Annotated in this window: 20 protein-coding genes and 1 pseudogene; 8 read left to right on the forward strand and 13 right to left on the reverse strand. The window is 50.1% G+C overall.

The window, feature by feature from the left end:
- Positions 1–187: 187 nt before the first annotated feature.
- Together H6F93_RS15845 and H6F93_RS15850 are read left to right on the forward strand one after the other, a co-directional pair.
- On the forward strand, positions 188–787 hold the full coding sequence (locus H6F93_RS15845) for a molybdenum cofactor guanylyltransferase (protein WP_190682483.1): 600 nt from the start codon (positions 188–190) through the stop codon (positions 785–787).
- A 116-nt stretch (positions 788–903) separates the two neighbouring features.
- A complete protein-coding gene (locus tag H6F93_RS15850; protein WP_190682486.1) occupies positions 904–1,947 on the forward strand; it encodes an agmatinase family protein in 1,044 nt (347 codons plus the stop codon).
- Positions 1,948–2,058: 111 nt separating this feature from the next.
- Here H6F93_RS15850 and H6F93_RS15855 read toward each other — a convergent pair whose 3' ends face one another.
- The 3 genes from H6F93_RS15855 to H6F93_RS15865 form a co-directional block, all read right to left on the reverse strand.
- Positions 2,059–3,207, reverse strand: coding sequence for a DUF3086 domain-containing protein (locus H6F93_RS15855; protein WP_190682489.1), 1,149 nt, complete (start codon positions 3,205–3,207; stop codon positions 2,059–2,061).
- 80 nt (positions 3,208–3,287) lie between these two features.
- A complete protein-coding gene (locus tag H6F93_RS15860) occupies positions 3,288–3,695 on the reverse strand; it encodes a DUF3119 family protein (RefSeq protein WP_347277304.1) in 408 nt (135 codons plus the stop codon).
- 93 nt (positions 3,696–3,788) lie between these two features.
- Positions 3,789–4,586 carry an MlaE family lipid ABC transporter permease subunit gene (locus tag H6F93_RS15865; protein ID WP_190682492.1) on the reverse strand — a complete coding sequence of 266 codons (798 nt, stop codon included), beginning with the start codon at positions 4,584–4,586 and terminating at the stop codon, positions 3,789–3,791.
- A gap of 430 nt (positions 4,587–5,016) precedes the next feature.
- On the opposite strand from H6F93_RS15865, the gene H6F93_RS15870 reads away from it, so the two are divergent.
- A complete protein-coding gene (locus tag H6F93_RS15870; RefSeq protein ID WP_242043488.1) occupies positions 5,017–5,253 on the forward strand; it encodes a hypothetical protein in 237 nt (78 codons plus the stop codon).
- A gap of 60 nt (positions 5,254–5,313) precedes the next feature.
- Here the strand turns inward: H6F93_RS15870 and H6F93_RS15875 are convergent, their stop codons facing one another.
- From H6F93_RS15875 to H6F93_RS15910, 8 genes are all read right to left on the reverse strand, one after another.
- A complete protein-coding gene (locus H6F93_RS15875; protein ID WP_190641218.1) occupies positions 5,314–6,810 on the reverse strand; it encodes a M16 family metallopeptidase in 1,497 nt (498 codons plus the stop codon).
- Between the two features lie 81 nt (positions 6,811–6,891).
- A complete protein-coding gene (locus H6F93_RS15880) occupies positions 6,892–8,499 on the reverse strand; it encodes a M16 family metallopeptidase (protein WP_190682498.1) in 1,608 nt (535 codons plus the stop codon).
- A gap of 108 nt (positions 8,500–8,607) precedes the next feature.
- Entirely contained in the window at positions 8,608–9,441 is an 834-nt protein-coding gene (locus H6F93_RS15885) for a radical SAM family protein (RefSeq protein ID WP_190682502.1), read from the reverse strand.
- A gap of 24 nt (positions 9,442–9,465) precedes the next feature.
- The gene (locus tag H6F93_RS15890) at positions 9,466–10,740 is read right to left on the reverse strand and encodes an ABC transporter substrate-binding protein (protein ID WP_190682506.1); all 1,275 of its coding nucleotides are present in this window, start codon (positions 10,738–10,740) and stop codon (positions 9,466–9,468) included.
- A 65-nt stretch (positions 10,741–10,805) separates the two neighbouring features.
- A complete protein-coding gene (locus H6F93_RS15895) occupies positions 10,806–11,906 on the reverse strand; it encodes an ABC transporter ATP-binding protein (protein ID WP_190682510.1) in 1,101 nt (366 codons plus the stop codon).
- Complete coding sequence (locus H6F93_RS15900) at positions 11,899–12,690, reverse strand: ABC transporter permease (RefSeq protein WP_190682514.1); 792 nt, start codon at positions 12,688–12,690, stop codon at positions 11,899–11,901. The genes H6F93_RS15895 and H6F93_RS15900 overlap by 8 nt, the downstream gene beginning before the upstream one ends.
- Before the next feature lie 9 nt (positions 12,691–12,699).
- Positions 12,700–13,617, reverse strand: a complete 918-nt coding sequence (locus H6F93_RS15905; RefSeq protein WP_190682516.1) for an ABC transporter permease — start codon at positions 13,615–13,617, stop codon at positions 12,700–12,702.
- 116 nt (positions 13,618–13,733) lie between these two features.
- Positions 13,734–14,786 (reverse strand): phosphotransferase family protein, encoded by a 1,053-nt coding sequence (locus H6F93_RS15910; RefSeq protein ID WP_206755733.1) that lies wholly within the window; start codon positions 14,784–14,786, stop codon positions 13,734–13,736.
- A gap of 67 nt (positions 14,787–14,853) precedes the next feature.
- On the opposite strand from H6F93_RS15910, the gene H6F93_RS15915 reads away from it, so the two are divergent.
- The 4 genes from H6F93_RS15915 to H6F93_RS15930 all read left to right on the forward strand — a co-directional run bounded on the left by H6F93_RS15915 (position 14,854) and on the right by H6F93_RS15930 (position 17,741).
- Positions 14,854–15,207 (forward strand): ArsR/SmtB family transcription factor, encoded by a 354-nt coding sequence (locus H6F93_RS15915; RefSeq protein WP_190682521.1) that lies wholly within the window; start codon positions 14,854–14,856, stop codon positions 15,205–15,207.
- Positions 15,208–15,296: 89 nt separating this feature from the next.
- Positions 15,297–16,085, forward strand: coding sequence for an ergothioneine biosynthesis protein EgtC (gene egtC / locus H6F93_RS15920; protein WP_190682524.1), 789 nt, complete (start codon positions 15,297–15,299; stop codon positions 16,083–16,085).
- Between the two features lie 67 nt (positions 16,086–16,152).
- Positions 16,153–17,457 carry an SUMF1/EgtB/PvdO family nonheme iron enzyme gene (locus tag H6F93_RS15925; protein WP_524537955.1) on the forward strand — a complete coding sequence of 435 codons (1,305 nt, stop codon included), beginning with the start codon at positions 16,153–16,155 and terminating at the stop codon, positions 17,455–17,457.
- A gap of 131 nt (positions 17,458–17,588) precedes the next feature.
- The gene (locus tag H6F93_RS15930; RefSeq protein WP_190641207.1) at positions 17,589–17,741 is read left to right on the forward strand and encodes a hypothetical protein; all 153 of its coding nucleotides are present in this window, start codon (positions 17,589–17,591) and stop codon (positions 17,739–17,741) included.
- Between the two features lie 276 nt (positions 17,742–18,017).
- On the opposite strand, the gene H6F93_RS15935 is transcribed toward H6F93_RS15930, so the two are convergent.
- Positions 18,018–18,812, reverse strand: coding sequence for a DUF561 domain-containing protein (locus tag H6F93_RS15935; RefSeq protein ID WP_524537956.1), 795 nt, complete (start codon positions 18,810–18,812; stop codon positions 18,018–18,020).
- 117 nt (positions 18,813–18,929) lie between these two features.
- On the opposite strand from H6F93_RS15935, the gene H6F93_RS15940 reads away from it, so the two are divergent.
- Complete coding sequence (locus H6F93_RS15940; protein ID WP_190682530.1) at positions 18,930–19,649, forward strand: pentapeptide repeat-containing protein; 720 nt, start codon at positions 18,930–18,932, stop codon at positions 19,647–19,649.
- Positions 19,650–19,797: 148 nt separating this feature from the next.
- On the opposite strand, the pseudogene H6F93_RS15945 reads toward H6F93_RS15940, so the two are convergent.
- Positions 19,798–19,982, reverse strand: a pseudogene (locus tag H6F93_RS15945) (hypothetical protein); the annotation flags it as partial.

The following is a 19,982-nucleotide window of genomic DNA, read 5'->3' on the forward strand; positions in this document are numbered from 1 at the left end:
AAAAAATACCTACCCCTCTATCTTCTCTTAAGTTTTGGGATCAAGCAGACCGATTCCTTTTGGAAAAGTTATCGGTCTGTTAGGCAGACTGAAATAATGTGAATATGCTCCGCTCAAACCTGAGTGTATTCCAATATGGAAACGCTGCGAGTCAAAGTCAAACCCAACTCCAGGATAAATATAAACGATGGTTAGTTTAGCGGCGATCGCCCTGGCAGGTGGACAAAGTTCTCGCATGGGTCAGGATAAAGCACTGCTTGAACTGGACAGCATTCCGCTGATTCAAAGAACGTATCAAATTGCTCAACAGTGTGCTGACCCTGTTTATGTTGTAACTCCCTGGATAGAACGATATCGTGACGTTCTTCCAGCAAACTGTCGGTTTATTCAAGAAACCTGGAAACCAGAAGAAGCCAAACCACACGGGCCGTTAGTCGGTTTTGCTCAAGCCTTGACGTATATACAAACCGAGTGGGTTCTGCTACTAGCTTGCGATTTACCCTATCTAAAACTTGAAATTCTACAGAATTGGGTAGCGGAATTGGAGAATGCATCTGTGGAAGCGATCGCCTTTCTCCCTAAAAATCCACAAGGTTGGTGGGAACCCCTCTGCGGCTTTTATCGCAGCAACTGTCTATCCGAATTGACAAACTTTGTAGAAAGTGGGGGGCGATCGTTCCAAAAGTGGTTAACTCACCAACCCGTTCAGGAACTCACTTTGGATAATGTGCAAATGTTGTTTAACTGCAATACTCCCGAGGAATGGGCGATCGCAAAAAGTGAGTAATTTGGGCTGATAAAGGGAACGGCGATCGCACATCACATCTACTGTCCTAAATCAGAAGTATTAGAGAGAATGGAATAAGTTCTTAGATTTAGCTCATTAGAAACTCCAACCTGTCCATGATTACTGAAGAAGAAATCCTACAAAACTACGATCCCAGTAGCATCGGCGTTGATAACGGTAATTTGTTGGGATTACCCTTCGATTACGACTCAGCCAGCATCATCGTGTTTGGCGTTCCCTGGGAAGTGACTGTTTCTTATGGCGCAGGCACGGCCGCTGGGCCGCAGGCTGTCTTGGATGCATCTCGGCAACTGGATTTGTTTGACTTTGACAATCCGGATGGCTGGAAGCAAGGCATCTTTATGGCTGAGATTCCTCAGTCAATTCAGCAAAAAAGTGATACATTGCGGCAGGATGCAACCCGGATTATTCAGCACATGGAGCAGGGCGAGCAGGTTGAGGACAGTCCAGAACTGGTTGAACTGCTGCAAACCATTAACCAGGAGAGCGAAGCTGTTAACCAATGGTTGTTTGAACAGTCACAAATGGCTATGGCTCAAGGCAAACGGGTTGTAGTGATTGGTGGCGATCATAGTGTGCCATTGGGAAATTTGAGGGCGATCGCCCAACACCATCCCAACTTTGGCATCTTGCACATCGATGCTCATGCTGACCTGCGCGAAGCATACGAGGGGTTTGAGTTTTCCCACGCCTCGATCATGTTTAATGCGCTCAAGTTGCCACAACTTTCCAAACTGGTGCAGGTTGGTATTCGCGATCTATCTCACGATGAAGTGAAGTTAATTCAACAGTCAAACGGGCGAGTGTCCGCTTACTACGATCCGATGCTGAAGCAAAAGCTGTATGGCGGTATTTCCTGGCTAGAGCTTTGCAAGCAGATTGTGGCAGAGCTCCCCCAGCAGGTTTACATCAGCTTTGATGTGGATGGCTTAGATCCAAAACTCTGCCCCACCACAGGAACTCCTGTCCCCGGTGGGCTAGAACTGGAACAAACGTTTTGCCTATTCCGAGAGGTCGTTCATAGCGGACGGCAGATTATTGGCTTTGATGTGGTCGAGGTTGGCAATGCCGAGTGGGACGGCAATGTGGGAGCCAGAATCGTTTATAAGCTCTGCAATTTGATGAGCCTCTGCAACTAATCTCTCCAAAAGAACCCGCAGTATATAGTAATCCTAAAAGAGTTGTGAGCGCATCCCCTGGGGATGCGCTCACAACTCGCTCTTCTTACAACTGATTTAGGACTGCTGTTTTTAGATGACGGTCGGATTCATCGGATCTGAGGCAAACGCCAGCCACAGCGGGAATTGCAGCAGCGACAGGTTCACCATGTCCTCGGATTCGTCAATGATGATCAGCGGCAGTTGTTTTTGGCGTACCAAGCGATCGGCCCGTTGAGCTAGCGGTTCTGGTGCTTCAAATAGGACGATGCCTTGCTCTGCACCAAAGTCACCCCGTGAAATACCAAGGCAATCCTGTAAGCCTCTGCGCCATTCACCTAAGCGTTCGGGAGAGTTGGCGAGAATGAGAGTACGGACGCGATCGCCATACAGATTCCGCAGAACCGAGATTGTTGCCGAGACAATCAGAATATTTTGCAAGCGTGACCCCATCGTCCGCAGCGCACCCCGTCCACCCTGAGCAAAGAACCAGTTTGATACCCGTTCTGCGTGAATTGGCTCAAAGGTACGGCGCAGCTGCCAGGGTGGCCCGTAGTAGTCGGGCATTGTCCGATATTGGTCTAAGATCTTGCGAATTTGTCTTGCCTGGTCTTCAAAATTTTGCTCGGCAAATCGAGGGGTAAGAACCTGATCATCCTCAAATTCATCAGCATCTCGAAAGTCCCGGGAGCCTCGCAGATCACGAGGGGCTTCTCGCACTTCCGGCTCTCTGGCAGGGGCAACTAGCTCTAACTGCTCGGCTGCTGTCGCCAAGTCTTGCAAGCTGCCCACTAGATAATCTTTAAAGCCCTGAACTCGAATTGCCAAATCTTGAGACGCTCCCGCAAAAGTGGTTCGCATTTCTGTGCGAATGCGCTCTTGTCGGCGCTCTAGCTGCTCAACTGAGATTTGCAGAGTTTTCTTGCGCTGCTCCAGCTCACTCAACCCCTCTTTGACCATACGCCCGATTGTTGTCTGTACATCTGCCATCTGCCCTCGCAACATCCTGTCGTAGGAGGCTTGTAGGGTAGCAATTTCTTTTTGTAAGGCTTTTTCTTGTCGCCGCAGATCCGCAACTCGCTGGGTCAGGACTGTTATCTCATCACCCAACGCCTCATGGGACATTTCTTCGGCAAGGATCTCATCACCACCAGCAGCGTCTTCGATAGCTTGTTCTTTGGCAACGATATCATTTAGGGGTTTGGCGATAAATTCACGGCTTGGCGAGTCGTTGGAGTTCATGGGCAAGTGGGACGGTAAGTTTTAAGTTTTGAATCGAGAGTGAACTAGCAAGGGTTTCCACAGTCAAGTAGCCGTTGCTCTTAGGCATCGGAGATGGGGCAGTGTTGCTCCAGGCATTGCCTCAGCATTTTAGGGTCAAAGAGAATCGGCAAAAAGTGAATGCTTTTGACTTCTTTGAAGTAGAACAAAATCGGGATGCCAGTCCAAAAGATACGCCAGTTTTGCCAGTCGGTGTAGGGAAAGTGGCGAATCAGCGTGTCTCCACGGGTGATGTCTAGCGCAGTGGAGGTAAACTGAAGCCGCAGGGTAGCCGCTTGAAACAGCAGAAATAGCCCTAAGAGGGCGATCGCTCCATTCACCCAAGGTTGCCCCAGCCCTATGGGTAGCGCAGTTAAAAGCAATGCGATCGCAATCAAGGCGATCGGCAACGCATAGCTGGGAGCCAGCACAGTCGTTTCAGTGGAAGTCGGAGAGGGCGTGACAGTCACAAGCGCGAATCCCTTCAGTTACAGCTTAGTTCAGCCATCTCCATTCTAAGGGGTGATGCTCCTGGTGCTTCAACCCAGGCAGAACGAGACCTGCTAGAAGCCACCCAGAACAGCACTGCCTGTCCCTTGGAACATGATCCAGGAGAGAAAGAAATTGACAATAAAGATTGCCAAAAGTGCGGTCACAACTGCGGTAGTCGTAGATTGCCCCACTCCTTTTGCTCCTCCGGTGGTGGTTAAACCCCAGCTTGAGCCGATTACCGCAATCAGCCCACCAAACACAAAAGCTTTAACCAGGGCGCTAACCAGATCCCAAACGCTGAGGAAGTTTCGGGCTGAGTTGAGAAATACGGTCGATGAAATGCCGTAAAGCCCTTCGGCAATCAACAGTCCACCCGTCATCCCTGTGATAAATGCCAGGATAGTAAGAATCGGCAGCATCAAGCAGCAAGCAACCACTCTGGGAATGACCAAGTAGTCAATCGGGTCGGTTTTGAGCATTTGCAGCGCGTCGATTTGCTCAGTCACCTGCATCGTGCCAATTTCAGCGGCAAAAGCAGAGCCGACCCGTCCTGCCAAAATCACCGCAGTCAGGACAGGGGCGAGTTCTCGGGCTAGAGAAAGGGCCAAAACACCACCAACGGCTGTACCCGCGCCCAGGTTAATAAATTCTCTGGCGACCTGAATGGTAAACACCATGCCCACAAAAGCGGCCGTAACCAAAGCAATCAACAGCGACTCTGGCCCGACGGCAGCCATTTGATCGAGGGTGTTGCGGCGATGAATTTTGCCCGCAATCAGATGGACGATTACCTGTCCACCTAATAGCATGGCAGCAAGTAGTCGCTGACTCCATAGCCCTAATCCAGAAGTCTGAGCGGTTTCACTCAATGGTGCTGTACCCCTAAACTTTGATGAAGGTTTAAGTAAACGTGGTTAACGCAGATAAGCAGTTTGCCTACCTAAAATGAACCTCAATGTAAACAATAGCGGATTGTTGCCCTGAGGTTCTGAGGGGGGGATGCACTGCGGTGTATCTCCACTTTTCGTGGATTTTCGGGCTAGTTTGACGTGTCCTTTAAGGTGAAGGTGCTGTTTGGATTATGAGTTGGATTCATAGATCTTCAACAAGCTTTTTAATAGAGATTTAAGATTTCTGACATCTGGACTGGATTGAGGCGATCGCCCCTATCGTAGGGACTGGCAGGTATAGCCATACCTTCAGCCTGTTAGGATCTTCAACCCTTAGAGCATAAGCCTCTCTATGAGTACTTTGCCAAGCTTTCTGCGTTCAATTCTGATTACAGGAATCTTTAGCTTCATGACTCCTACCCTATTCATCATAGGAGTTTTGCTATGCCTCTCTATGGTGGGCTACGTTCCGCTATTTAGCTCCATCAGTCAGGCTGGGCTAGAGCAAATCACCCAATTTCTGTCCGTGTTTGGCAGCGGTAGTTCCGTCAATGGGTTGCTGGTCATTGGGCTGGTTTGCAGCCTGGTTGGTATTTTGTTTGATACTTTCACCTTTTATCGTCACCAAAACCTGCGAAACAATTGAGGTGAGCGTAGGGACAGTTCGCGAACCATCCCTACGAGGTTTCTACTTCTAAAACGACTCCTAACCCTGCGGTTCTGGAATGGTGATGTCAATCTGAGTCACTTCGATATTAGAACCCAAACTGCTGAGCGGGGGCTGAATGGCAGCCGCATTGCCAACTACCAGCGTGACAATATTTTCTGGCTTCAGGTATTCTTGAGCAGCCCGCTGAACGTCCTCAATTGTGGTTTCCTGAACAGCACGCTGATATTGAAAGATAAAATCGGCAGGGTAGCCGTAATACTCGTAGCGCATCAGTCGCGATAATGTCTGCCCCGGATCTTGAAAGTTAAAGATAAAGGCATTGAGTACCGAGTCTTTGGCGCGTGCCAGTTCTTCCTCAGTGATCGGAGCCGTGCGGATGCGCTCAATTTCTGATAGCACCGAGCGAATAAAGGGCACAGTTGCGTCAGAACGAGTTTGCCCACCGCCAATAAAGGTGCCAGGGAAGTCAAACCGAGGATTCCAGTAAGCATAGACGACATAAGCTAGCCCCTGGCGCGATCGCACCTCATTCGTCAGCCTGCCGCCAAATCCATTCAGCACTTCATTCACGACCGTGAGAGCAGCGTGGTCAGGGTTATCTAACTGTCCACCCAGATGCCCGACCTGAACATAGCTCTGAGTTAGCTGGGGCTGATCGACCAGAAACACACCGGTCTGTGCCTGAGCGACTTCGGGTAAATCCAACTGAGCTTCGAGGTTGGGGTTGGGCTGCCAGTCGCCAAACTCTGCTTCGATCAGCGATCGCATTTCCTCACTCTCGAAATCGCCCACGATCCCCAAGATCATGTTGTTGGGGTGGAAATACTGTTCATAAAAGCCAATAATATCGTCGCGGGAAATATTATTCAGCGTGGAGTACTCTACAGTGCGGGCGTAAGGGCTTTGTGCGCCGTAGACCAGCTTTTGGAATTCGCGCCCAACCACTTCATCGGGATCATCATTACGACGGGCAATTCCACCTCGGATCTGGTTCTTCAGCAGATCGATCCGGTCTTGAGGAAAGGCTGGCTGTCGAATGACCTCGGCAAACAGCCCAAACACCTCTGATAAGTCTTCCGTCAGAGCGCTGAAGCTAGCACTGCCCGTGGTTTCGTCAATTCCAGTTTCGACAGAGGCGGCACGCTGCTCTAGCAACAGGTTGAGTTCATCGGGCGGGTGCTGCACGGTGCCACCACTCCGCATCACCGAACCTGTAATGCTGGCTAGCCCCACTTTATCGCCTGGTTCAAGCCGTTCACCCGTGTGAAACATGGCAGTGCCACCGACTAGAGGCAGTTCGTGATCTTCCATCAGATACACGATGATGCCGTTGTCTAGCTCAAAGCGAGAATAGTCAGGCAGTTGAATTTCAGGAAGCGGCTCAAATTCTAACTCGGTGTAGTGACGGGCTGTTTGCGCCAGCGCAGGTACTCGACCCAGCCCGAGCAAAATCATTGCTATGGTGACCAGCGCAATGAAGCTGTAGCGAATTAGCTTTTTGCGCTGGCTGCGCTGGAATTGGAACCACTGCATGATCGATGGGACTCCTTTTGGGGATTGGGATTAAGAGAGGATAATTTTGTGAGTTCAGTACACAAAATTACCTGAAAAATTCTAGGGTTCAGATTGGGTGAGGAGTTTGCCGATGGTGAGGTTTTGAGGCTGGAAGGTTTCCTGAGCCACACGCTGTACGTCTTCGGCAGTGACGGCAGCAATCGCCTCTAGTTCGTTAAACAAATTGCGCCAGTCGCCTGTTTTTGCCTGATACTCTGGCAGCAAGCTAGCCATACCCTGGTTGGAAGCCAGCACTCGCAAAAGTCCTGCTCGCGCCTGAGTTTTAACGCGATCCAGTTCTTCTGCGGATACAGGTTCAGCCTTGAGGCGTTCTAGCTCGGCATCCATCGCAGCGGCGACTTCATCGACGGTATGTCCAGGAGCAGTCAGGGCATAGATCATCATCAGCGTGGGATAGCGATCGCCCGGAAAGCCATTCGCACTTTGAACACTCAGGGCAAGCTGCTGTTCTTCGACCAGGGACTTATAAAGTCGGGCAGTGCGTCCAGACGTGAGAATCGCATCAATGATTTGGTACGTCACGTTATCGGGATCACTAATTGCAGGACGCTGATAGCCTTCCAGATACCAGGGTTCTGCGGGAAGTTCCAGGGTCACTTCTCGCACTTCAGTTTGAGCTGGTGCAACGGCAGTGACTTCAGGTGAACTGTCTCTGGTCTGGTAGCGCCCAAAGTAAGTTTCTGCCATTTGCCGCACCTCGTCAGGATCAACATCCCCAACTACAGCAGCGACGATTTGATTAGGCGTGTAATGAGTTTCAAAGAATTTTTGAATATCTTCGCGGGTGAGGTTGCGAATATCTTCCTCGTAACCAATGATCGGACGACCGTAGGGATGTCCAGGAAAAGCAGTTTCCAGGAATGCCTCAATCATTCGACCGATGGGCGAGTTGTCGGTTCGCATCCGCCGCTCTTCTAAAATCACGTCCTTCTCTTCGTAAAACTCACGAAAGACGGGGTCTAAAAACCGCTCTGACTCCAGAGACATCCACAGTTCTAGCTTGTTTGCGGGAAAGCTGTAAAAGTAACGAGTAGCATCAGCAGAGGTGGTTGCGTTTAAGCCAACTCCACCCGCCTGCTCGACGATTTGCCCCATTAGGTTTTGTTGAACATAGCTTGCGGCTTCGGCTTTAGCGGCTTCAAACTCGGACTGAATCCGGGCGATCGCCGCCTCATCTCCAGCCTCTCGCGCCGCCTGAAGTTGCTCAAACAGTTCATCTAGCCGCTCTAACACAGGGGCTTCGGCTTCGTAGTTAGTCGTGCCAATCTGCTTGGTGCCCTTGAATGCAAGATGTTCTAGATAGTGGGCTGCTCCCGTTTTGCCATCTTCCTCATAGGCAGCACCTACATCTACATAGGTCATGAAAGAAACTACTGGAGCCACATGCCGCTCTAGCACGATAAATTTCATGCCATTGTCGAGCGTAAACTCGGTAACGCGATCAATTACGTCATCAATGTAGGTGCTGAGATCAGCGGTTTCTGGCTCAGCCTGAGCAGCGGTTTGGGCTAAAGCGGCTTGAGGCGTTCCTAAAAACAGCAAAATCGCTGCTAGCACCGCAAAGATAGCTCGATTCCACAAGATGACTCGGCTCCGAGCGGCACGATTGCTTCGACAAAAATCTGATAAAGAGACTGACCGACTCATTGAAATCATGGAATCAGTGACAAACACTACCAAATCCCAGCATAAAGACTTTTCAGAATTCAGGCATAGATCCGATCCATTTTAGAAACTGGAGCCTTAGCCATCCTGCTACGATCGCGCTTCTGCAAACCCTTGAGGAACTGGAAGCTGATCTAAATGTTTCCAGCAAACCGTACAGGCGGGCAAGTTATGGGCGATCGCATAGGGTTCGTGTACCGTGTCTAGCCAGTGAAAGAATTCTCGAAAGTTTTGGGCAATCTCAGACGGATCGCTGTGAATGTCTCCAAGCTGAAAATGGGGCGATCGATTTTCGATAGCAAAGGGGCAAGCGTGAAACTTTCCTTCTGTCGTCAAAACCGGATAGCAATGGGGGCAACGAGAATTGGCTTTAGGACGGGTTGCTTCTCCAGTAAAAGGGTCTACGCCTCGCCCTGAGTCAACCACATCCGGATGACCTATAGCGATCGCCCCTGCATGTTCCGTCTCATATCCTTCCAATTGCTCCAGCGACTTCTTCGGCATTTGAGGCGCACCATCCCCCGTCGCGATGGAATAGTTCAAGGAAGCAGTCGTCTGACCTAGTGGGTCAGATTCTAGAATGTGCAGCAACCGTTCCGCCTGAATGCCGTTGGAATAAATTACGATCGCCCCCCGGTAGCCCTGCTGCCGTAGATAGGCGATCGCCCAGATAACATTCTCAGAATCAAGCGTCGGCTCACCCCCATAGAATTTGATTGTGCCTTGCTCATTCAGCATCACCGTCTGCAAGACCGCATCTAGATGTTCGACGGTGTATTCGCTGTACCAACCTTTGGGGCTACCAAACACCGTACAGAATGAACAATCCCGATTGCACTGGTTACCCGGATAGAGGTGAAGTTCCATCAGGCGATCGTCGGTGATCACACCTTTATCGCGGGGTTGTCGCTCTTTAAAAACCATACTTCCCTACTCTACAAAGCATTTCTACAAAGCAATTTGCTCTTCCCAGGTTTGTTCCAGTCGCGTAGTGTATTCAGCATTAACGACAGGAACAGTAGTGGAAGTCAGTTCATCCAAAGGAATGCCATATTCCCCCTCTACCTTAGTAAATTCGGACTGTAGTTCGGCTGGAACCTTTTGAGGACTCAGCAAGGGTGGGTCACCCCAAACGTCCGGCTTAAATTTTTCCAGTTGTCCCTCCGGGCTAGAGAGAATATCTGCCAAAACCATTGCGCCTGCGGGGTTAGCAGCATTAATAGGAATGGCGGTGAAAGAGGGATCATTCAATGAAATTCCCGGCATTGTAAAGGCTCGCGTCGTGTCGGGAAGCCGTCCACTCGCGATTCCTTCTGCCACCTCGGAGATAAATACAGGCATCATCCAAATCTCGCCATTGGCAAAGAGTTCTTGCAGACGGTTTTGCGTAGGTGGATAAGTTTCACCGCTCCGCCAGAGGTAAGGTTCCAGTTCCTGCAAATATTCAAACACTTGAGGCGACTTTTCGTTCCACAAGGCCTCATCAAATTCGGCTCCAGCATATTGCTCATAGCCTCCCGTCACGCCATACAGTGCGGTCAGGAGAAAACGGCTACCGTCAAATTGAGGAGGTGCAACGTAGGCAAAACGTCCGGGGTTTGCCTTCGCCCATTCCAGCAGTTCTTCAAAGGTTGTGGGAAACTGCTGAACTCTCGCGCTGTCCGTCGCCATGACGTAATAACTGCCCGTGTAGGGCGCAGAATATCCTTCGATGGGCAAGCCAAAGTCAGAGTTCACCGCCGGATCATCCGCATCGTAGTACTGGTTGCTGGGCAGCTTGTCACGAAAGGGACCAAACAACAGATCCCCCTGCTTCATCGTGCGAAAGTTCTCACCATTGATCCAAATCAGATCAATGCTGCCGCCTGAGGTCTGCCCTGCCTGCACTTCTCCCAACACCTTATTGACCGCTTCTACCGTGTCGTTAAGGGGAACTCGATTAAGCGTGACGTTGTACTGGCTTTGAAGGCGATCGGCAACCCACTGATCAGCGTAAGCATTCGTTTTATCGCTGCCGCCCCACATGGCCCAATTTACGGTTGTCCCTTCAGCCGCCGCTACGATCTCATCCCAAGAGGCGGCTGTGGGATCAAAGCTAGCTGTTTCAGAGGAAGAATTTTGTTGGGTACAGTTGCTTGTCAATGTGGCTAAGCAAGCACCGGTAGATAGCCAGAGGAAACGCCGACGGTTTAGGGGGAAGTGGGGATTGGGGGTTAGGTTCATGGATTAGTTTTTTAGAGTTGAAGTGGTTTGCAGAAGATGAGTTTTGAGTGATAGTTGAACGGAAGTTAGGAAACTTGGACGGGATGGGGCACGGTGCTGTGTGGGAAGTACCAAAGGGCTGTAGGTGGGAGATAGGCCCAAACGGATTGTCCAATTTGAAAATCTTGAGTAGGCGTAACCCAAGCTTGTAGGGTTAGCTCCGGGGCGATCGCCAGGGTCAAGCGTCGTTGCGTTCCAGTAAATCGGTTGGCAATTACGGTGGCAGGTAGGGTGTTTGCTTGCGATCGCCCCTCTGTAAACACCTGGATTTGCTCAGGACGAATGGTGACTTGAATTGAACCGTAGTGGTCATACTCATTCAGCAACGTTAAATTATTGGATAACGTCCATTGCCGACCGTGAGCTTCAGCAGCAAAGAAGTTGACCCCTCCCATAAATCGAGCAACAGTTTCATCACAGGGCTGTTGATAGATTTGTTCGGGTGTGTCAACCTGGCGCAAACATCCATCAAACATCAGGGCAATTCGTTGAGACATCACCACTGCCTCTGCCTGGTCATGAGTCACAATTAACATCGTCACTCCCGTTTGAGCCTGCAATCGCAAGATTAAGTCCTGCATTTCTTCTCGCAAATTGGCATCTAGAGCAGACAGAGGCTCATCTAACAGCAGCAGTTTGGGGTGAATAATCAGCGATCGCGCCAATGCTACCCGCTGTGCCTGCCCACCTGAAAGCTCTGATGGCTTACGTTGAGCAAACCCTTCTAGCTGAACCTGAAGCAGCATGGCGATCGCCTTTTCTTCTCGCTCAGCCTGACCAACTCCGCGCATCTTCAGCCCAAACGCGACATTCTCACCCACTGTTAAGTGTGGGAACAGCAACCCACGCTGTAGCACCAGTGCAATATCTCGTCGCTCAGGTGGGACTCGGTTGAGAATTTGACCATCCAGGGTAATCGTGCCGCAGTCAGGTTGTACTACCCCCGCGATCATCTGAAGCGTTGTGGACTTACCGCAACCCGATGGACCCAATAGCGCCAAAATCTCACCTGCCTGCACCTCAAGCCACAGACTTTGGACGGCAGTGACTCCTGGAAAATGTTTGGTGAGATCTTGGAGGTGAAGATGAGGCATAAGAGATTGGGAATGAGGGACGGGCTTATACATTTCCCAACCCTCCTAACGCCGTATCATTTTCCAATGCCTTGCTTGCCAACAGTAAAAACAACAATCCCGGTACAACGGATGTAATTGCCACCGCCGCAACCAGCCCATTGTTTCCTCCTTGCAGTAAGGTAAACAGCACCATTGGCAAAGTAAATACCCGTCCTGCACCCACAAAGAACGTCAGGAGAAACTCATTCCAGGAAATCAGAAAGGCAAATAATGCACCCACCACAATACCAGGAGCAATCAGCGGCAAAGTGACTTGTGAAAGCACCTGAACTGGAGAAGCACCGAGCGATCGCGCCTGCGTTTCATATCTGGTGTCAAAGTTGGCAAACACACTGGTTAACACCAGCGTCATGTATGGAATGGTCGGCATCAGATGTACCAAAATCACACCCAGAAGCGTACCGTTTAGCCCTAGCCGAATCAGCACAAACTGAATACCCATGAGGGTTGCTAATGGTGAAACAATGATAGGGGTTAACAGAAATAACTTTAGAGCCTCCTTTCCTGGAAACTCCATCACTCCGATCGCCCGTCCTGCGGGAAGCCCAACCAACAGTGAGAGAATTGTGGTGACCAAAGCGATCGCCAAACTCTGTAATAGCCCTTCGATCACTCTAGAAGCGGGTGATACAAGCTGCGACCAGTGCTGAAGTGTCCACTGGTCAGGAATGAGTTGCGGGAAAAACCATCCTTGTGCAAAGGACCAGATCACCAACGGCAAAAACGGTAGAAACAACACCACAATAACGAGAACAATGAGTCCCTTTCGCAACATCCTGATTCCCTACGCTCCTTTTATAGGCTGACGGTTCTGACGACCGCGCGACACCAGCCACGAGTACGCCACAATGATCAACAGTGAGAGAATCGATAGGATAATTCCCAAGGCGATCGCTTCCGCACGGCGAGTAATATCACTATCCGTAAAGGCGCGATAAACCAATACTGGCAATGTACGTGGGCGAGTTGACCCTAGCAAAAAAGGAACTTCAAACGAAGCAAAAATATAGCCAAACACAATCAAACTGGATGACAAAATTCCGGTTCTCATCATCGGCAGGGTCACGTTCCAAAAACGCTGCCAGGGAGTTGCACCAAGTATCTGTGCCTGCATTTCGTAGGCAGGATTGATACTTCGCAGGACTGCCAGCAAGATTAATGTGATAAAAGGAATCTCTTTCCAAAGGAAATGTAATAACACACCAATATTGGCGACATCGTTGACTAACAGTGGAAAGTCCTGGTCAGACTGAATCCAGCCCAATGCATAGAGCGATCGCGAGATAAATCCACTCGGTGATAGCAACAGCAAAACGCCCGCAATTCCGACTAAATGTGGAATGGGTAGCGTGATTTGACAAGCAAAACTAGCCCAGCGTCCGGCGGTTCTTAGGAGCAGGGCTAAGCCAACACTCAAAACGGTTGATAGTCCTGTGGCAACTACTGCGATGTAAAGGCTAAGTGTCAGCGATCGCAAAAATTCTGGATTCGTCAACGCTGCTTGATATGCCGTTAACGAAATCTGACTTCCCAACAGCCCGATCGCCCCAATACTTTGAAGCAATGCCAACACCAACCCACCACCAAACAGCAATCCAACGATTCCCACTGCCGGAAGCATCAGCAGATAAGCCTGCCAGGGAAAAGGCTGTGCCAGATTCGGAGAGGTCTGATGTCGAGGAGATTGGAGCTTAAGAGTCATGACTGAGTTCTGGATGAATTAGGGGACACGGAACACTCGCCAATACAGCACAGGATGATATGAAAAGTAATTCATATAAAAGTTGGCTGGATTCTCCCTGAGAGTTAGATTAGCTTCTAAATTTCCTCATCTAACCAGGACATAACCTCCTGCCACAGTTCTGAAAATTGCTGACGGCTTCGCTGCCATCGCACCATTCGCTCAGTCGTATTGGGGCTATCTTCTGCATCTGCGTACCAGCGGTTAGCGGTGATCCAATATCCAGCCGTCCAACAGAGCGATCGCACCGCTGGGTAAACTCCAAATGCAGCAAAATGACGCTCAATTCGAGTCGCTAACGGCTCTCCCAACGCATTGTAATAACACTGCAAAAAGAAGGCGCGATCCTCAGCCGGTAAGCGATAGTCTTGTCGTCGCCGAACAGTTACAGGGGAAAGAAAATGCCCCAAATCTCCGGCAGGTGAACCAATTTCAGCCCATTCCCAATCGATTAAATAAGCTTGGCGATCGTTAATGAGCCAGTTCTCGTAGGTGTGGTCACTGTGGACTAAGCAGCGATGGGGATAGGCTTCTAACAGTTGCTCTGCTGACAATCGCGATCGCGCCTTATCTAACACTGCGTGCAGCATTTCGACAATCTCTGGTTCTGCATTCGGTGAGTCCAAGTAAGGCTGAGCATAGCTTTTTGCTTCGTGGTAAAACAGCGTTAAGGGCTGCTCGACCACTGGCACCGTTGGCAAAAGGCGATCGACCTCATAGCCTGCGATCGTCGGTAAACGGTGAAGCCGCGCCAGAGTTTCGGCACATTTTTGTAAATGAGTGCGGCTGTAATCGAGTGAACCGCCTTCTAGATAATTTGTAATTAAAAATGTGTAGGGAAAGTCGTTAGTTGAGTCTAGTTTGGCTGTCTGTAGCTGATGCCCAATGTCAGTTTGCTGGAGATAATCCAAGATGACACGCTCAAACTGGGTAACGCGCCTCACATCTCCTTCAAACCGCTGATTTGGTGTATTAACGGCCACCCGAACTAAATCAGTCTGGTTTAATCTAAAAATGACATTGGCTTCTCCGTGAGCCAGAAACTCTAACTCTAAGTGACCGTGCGATCGGTTTAGATGCGCCTCTAATTGTTGCTTCAAAACCTTCAAATCAAGAGGTCTAGTGAACATCGGACGGTGAATTCGAGCAACAGGCTCAATGATAAACCGTTTCCTCGTGGCATGAATTATTTTTCATATGAATAGCGATTTTAATAATAAAGCTGTTGAAGCCAGCCCTACGCCGGACAAGCAATACTCACCCTCGTTCTGCGCCCAGCAGCTCAAAATTCTTGCTGATCCAAATCGCTTCGCTATTCTCAAGATTCTGCTCGATGGACCGAAACACGTTTGGGAGTTAAATGCAGAACTGGCTCTAGAACAGAGTTTGCTCTCTCACCACCTGAAGATTTTGCGGCAACACGAGCTCGTCAAATCGCAGCGAGAGGGCAAAGCAGTCCTCTATTCCCTTGCTCCTGGTGTTCGGGTTCCTTCAGGGCAAGGACTTAACTTAAAGTGCTGTATTTTGTCCTTTGAGTGCCCGATTCCATAGGGCAACCAGAGTGAGGGTTACTCCCTTCTCTCCGAAAGGATTTTACAGACAGGGGGCTACAATCCTAACTGAACTGTCGTAATCAAAACATGTGCCGTCTACTCGGATATTTGGGACTGCCTATTCCTCTAGATCGACTGCTCTACAAACCAGAACATTCTTTAATCGTACAGAGCTATCAGCCGCGTGAGATGACGGCAGGACTGCTCAATGCAGATGGCTTTGGCGTGGGCTGGTATCACACCAATCAGCAGGTGCCACCTTTCCGCTATCGCAGTGTGCTGCCAATCTGGAATGACGTAAACTTGCCTCCATTGAGCCGCTATGTAGAATCAGGCTGTGTTTTAGCGAGCGTCCGCAGTGCAACGCCAGGACTGGCAGTTGACCTGAGTAATTGTCAGCCTTTTCAGCAAGATCTCATCTTGGCGATTCATAATGGCTACATTGAAAACTTTCGACAAACGCTATATCGACCCATGCGCGATCGCCTGAGTGATGCGCTGTATGAGTCGATCCAAGGAATGACGGACTCCGAGCATTTGTTTGCCCTGCTGCTCAACGAATGGCACAATTCCCCCGGAATTAGCCTGGAAGCAGCACTACACAACACGCTGGTAACCGTCTTTGACCTGGCCCAGCTTTATCAGGTTTCAGCAGGCGCTAATTTGATTCTGGCGGATGGGCACCGTCTGGTCGCTTCTCGGTTTTCTAACCGATCGCCCGCCCCTTCCCTCTACTGGCTCAGGGACGATGCCTTCTTCCCTGAGGCAGTTGTGATTGCTTCCGAGCCGTTATTTGCTGGTAATTGGGTTGCTTGCCCAGAACGCAGCATTCTCAGTGTGGGAGAAGATCTTGATGTTCAAATCCAACAGTTCTGAATCAAAGTTTGATGGGAATGCGTCTGATCGCGTTTCCAATTTCCTAAACGAAAGCAGGAGCAAGCAGGTGTCTACCCGATTTCTGGGTCAAGATTCAAGCAATCGCGTCTCTACAAGAGGAGATCTGGGCGATCGCCGAGCACAGCTTCGGCAGCAGCTTCAGGCGTGTCGAGAAGCAACATTGGGACTTTTTGAAGGCGTAGACTACAGTAGTCTTTCCCGTCAGGCGCACCCCGACTTCAGCCCGATTGGGTGGCATTTGGGACACATCGCCTATACCGAAGCTTTCTGGATTCTAGAAAAGTGCGCCGGACAGCCGCCTCAGTTTCCGCAGTACCATCGGCTATTTGCCGCAGACGGCTTACCCAAAGCAGAGCGAGCTAACCTGCCCACTCTGCCCGAGCTTTGCACTTACCTGGATGCCATTCGGGTCCAAGTCCTGACTTACCTTAAAACTGCTCCCGTCGATCAGCAAGAACGCCTCTGGCGCTGGCTCCTCCAGCACGAAAGCCAGCACAACGAGACCATTACCTTGGTACTTCAACTTCAGCAAGCAAAAGTATCAGGAATTGGCGATCGCCCCCAACCCTCAGCCCTCGACTCCCAACCCCCAACTCCCAACTCTTACCCCCCCATCCTCATCCCTGCCGGACACTTCGAGCAAGGCAGCAACTCCCTCAATGCCCTGGACAACGAACGCATGGTGCATCCCGTTTACCTGGATGACTACTGGATCGATCGGTATCCTGTCACCTGCGGACAATATCGCCAGTTCATCCAGGCAGGCGGCTATGAAGAATCAAAATGGTGGTCAGAAGCAGGTTGGCAATGGTTGCAGCAGCATCCAGTCAGCAAGCCGCTTTACTGGTCAGACAATCCGGAGTGGGAAGACCATCCCGTGTGTGGCGTAAGTTGGTATGAAGCAGAAGCCTACGCCAACTCTGTCGGCAAGCGATTGCCCACAGAAGCCGAATGGGAAAAGGCTGCCAGTTGGAATCCAGAGCTAGAACAGCGATGTACCTATGCCTGGGGTGAAGCTTTACCAACCTCCCGACACTGCAACCACGATCACTGGATCGGACACACCACACCCGTCGATGCCTATCCTGCGGGACGAAGCGCTTACGGCTGTGAAGATATGCTGGGCAACGTGTGGGAATGGACAGCGGATTGGTTTACAGGTTATTCCGGTTTTAAGCCTTTCCTGTATTCAGGCTACTCGCAGATTTACTTTGACGGACAGCACAAAGTTTTGCGGGGCGGCAGTTGGGCAACCCGTCCCTGGGCACTCCGCTCCACCTTTCGGAACTGGTATCACCCTGGTGTACGCCAAATCCTGGCAGGGTTTCGCTGTGTACAGGATCAAGCTTAGTAGCTTTAAGTATTTGTACTTGACTGCGGATAACCACCGGGCTAAGTCTCCGTGATCGTTCGCTAGTTGCCCTGGCGATCGCTAGTTAAATTTGTAACCAAGAAGTTTTACTAGCATCTGCGAGATTAACTATGCAACAGGCTTATCCGATGGCTTTAGGAATATTTTTGGGACTGTTAATTTCAAGTGGAATTGCGGCTGTCATTATGCGAAATACCGTGAGCGAATCTCAAGCAATCGTTAACTCTACACAAGTTGCCTCTGTAGTTTTGTCTGATCGTTAACTCTCCTACAAACTGCTGCTTTATACCAAATCCGTCCGTAGAGTAGCGGTATCGGTAGGGGTGAACCATTCGGTCACAATCCTTGCAACTGAAGCACAATTCTTTTGCCGAATGCTTCGTCGTACACCCAATATGCTTCTTTACGAAACGAATTCCGTATTAGAAGCGTATCTAGTTTGCAAGCTCTAGGTTGGCAACAAGGAAATAATGAGCAAAGTAAAAGTGCCCAGCATTGCGCTGGGCACTTTTTCACTACTGAATTAAACCGTTACTCTGTTAAACCGTTACTCGGCTCCGCTGCACCGTTGCTAGCGCTTCAACCAAGCTGCGAACAGCAGCAATCATTGCCACTTCGCTGTTCAGTTGATTAATTGCAGAGCCTACGCCTACACCCGATGCACCAGCGGCGATCGCCATTGGCACTGTCACGTTTGACAAACCAGAAGCGCACAGCACGGGCACAGAAACCGCACGGGAGATTTCATAAGCCGCCGCTAAAGTAGGCGCTGCTTTTTCGATCAATCCCAGTGTGCCAGAGTGGTTGGGGCTGCTGCTGGTGCCACCTTCTGTTTGAATAATGTCGGCTCCGGCGTTAACCAATTCCTCGGCAAGCTGTACCTGCTGGTCTAGCTCCAGGATATGGGGCACGGTGACTGAGAGGGTGATGTGAGGGAGGAGCGATCGCGTCCGATGAGTGAGTTCCAGCACTTCTGCTGCTTCAAATCGCCGCCCCTGAGCATAAAACGCATCAAAATTCCCGATTTCAATCAAATCGGCTCCCGCTTCTACAGCAGTCACAAATTGCTCTGGCTCGACTGCTGAAACGCAAATCGGTAGTCCAGTAAGCTGTTTTGCCAGCCGTACCAGATCTGGGTCAGCGGCCAAGTCAACGAACGTTGCACTACCGCAATCTGCTGCCTTGACAATCGCTGCAACTCGGTCGGAGTTGAAATTGGTTAAACCACTAATGACTTTGAGGGCATTGCCTCGACTGAGGGAACTCTGAAGAGAGGGATGAATGGTCATAAAGTCTTCCCGAATTTGGCAAATCGTAGGATCATTTTGCCGCATTAATGCCAACCTTGCTGAAGATCATCTGATTTTTTCCAAACTGATTTTGAGAAATAAAGCGATTCCCAACCGCACCCACTCTCTGGCACTAACAATTTAAAGAAGAGATTTAACCCGATGGACGTTAAAGAACTGTTAGCGCGCTACGAGATGAAAGAGCGCAATTTTGCCAAAATTGACCTCCATCGAGCGGTGTTAAGGGGGATTAGCTTAAGCGGCGTAGACTTGTCTGGAGCAGACTTATCTGAGGCAGACCTGGCAGGCGCAAACCTTCGAGGCTCCAGTTTGAGCGGCGCGAATTTGACAGGTGCTAATTTGCAGGATGCCATCTTGAATCAGGTCATCCTGATTGACGCTGATTTAACAAATGCTGACTTGACCGGCGCAAACCTGTGGGGCGCAAACTTGAGTGGGCTGAACCTTCACAGCACTAAATTGAAGCGAGTCAATTTCAAGGGAGCTAACCTGTATCGAGCGATTTTGGGAAGTGACCTCAGGGGTGCCAACCTAACGAGTGCCAACCTGAGTTGGGCAATTTTATCAGGAACAGATCTGAGCCAAGCAATCTTGACGGAAGCTGACCTAAGTGGCGCGAACCTATGGGGAGCTAATCTGAGTGAGGCAAAGTTAAGAGGCGCGAACTTGAATGCCGCAGACTTGGGTGAAGTAAACCTATCGAATGCTGACCTGACCAAAGCACAACTCATCGGTGCGAAGCTAGCAGGAGTAAATTTTGCTGGAACTTATTTGAACGGAGCAGATTTAAGAGGCACTGGGTTAACAGAATCTGACTGGAGTGAAGCGATTGTATTTGATCGAGTCATTTGCGATCGCTAATCAATCCACTCATCACATTGGCTATCAGATTAACTACAACGCCACGTTTAGAAACCCTGTTCTTCGACGTGTTGCCAGCCAGCGTTCTAGCCTGAATGTTGTTGCTGGAGTGTCTTCAGCGACTTCAACCTATGCCTACTGCAGTTGCTCAAGCTGCCTCATGGCTAACCATATCCGGCAAACTACACTGAGCAGAAAGTTTAGCCCCCGAAATTTCAGTGCGCAAGTCGTGGGTACGTCCTTTGCCCGTGGCAACGGCGAGAAACTGCCCCCGCTCCAGGTCAATCACGACTTGGGCTTTCAGCGTGTGCCGTTTGTGCTTGCCGCTGTAGT

It is taken from the genome of Leptolyngbya sp. FACHB-671 (assembly GCF_014695745.1).
Lineage (GTDB): Bacteria > Cyanobacteriota > Cyanobacteriia > Elainellales > Elainellaceae > JAAUTN01.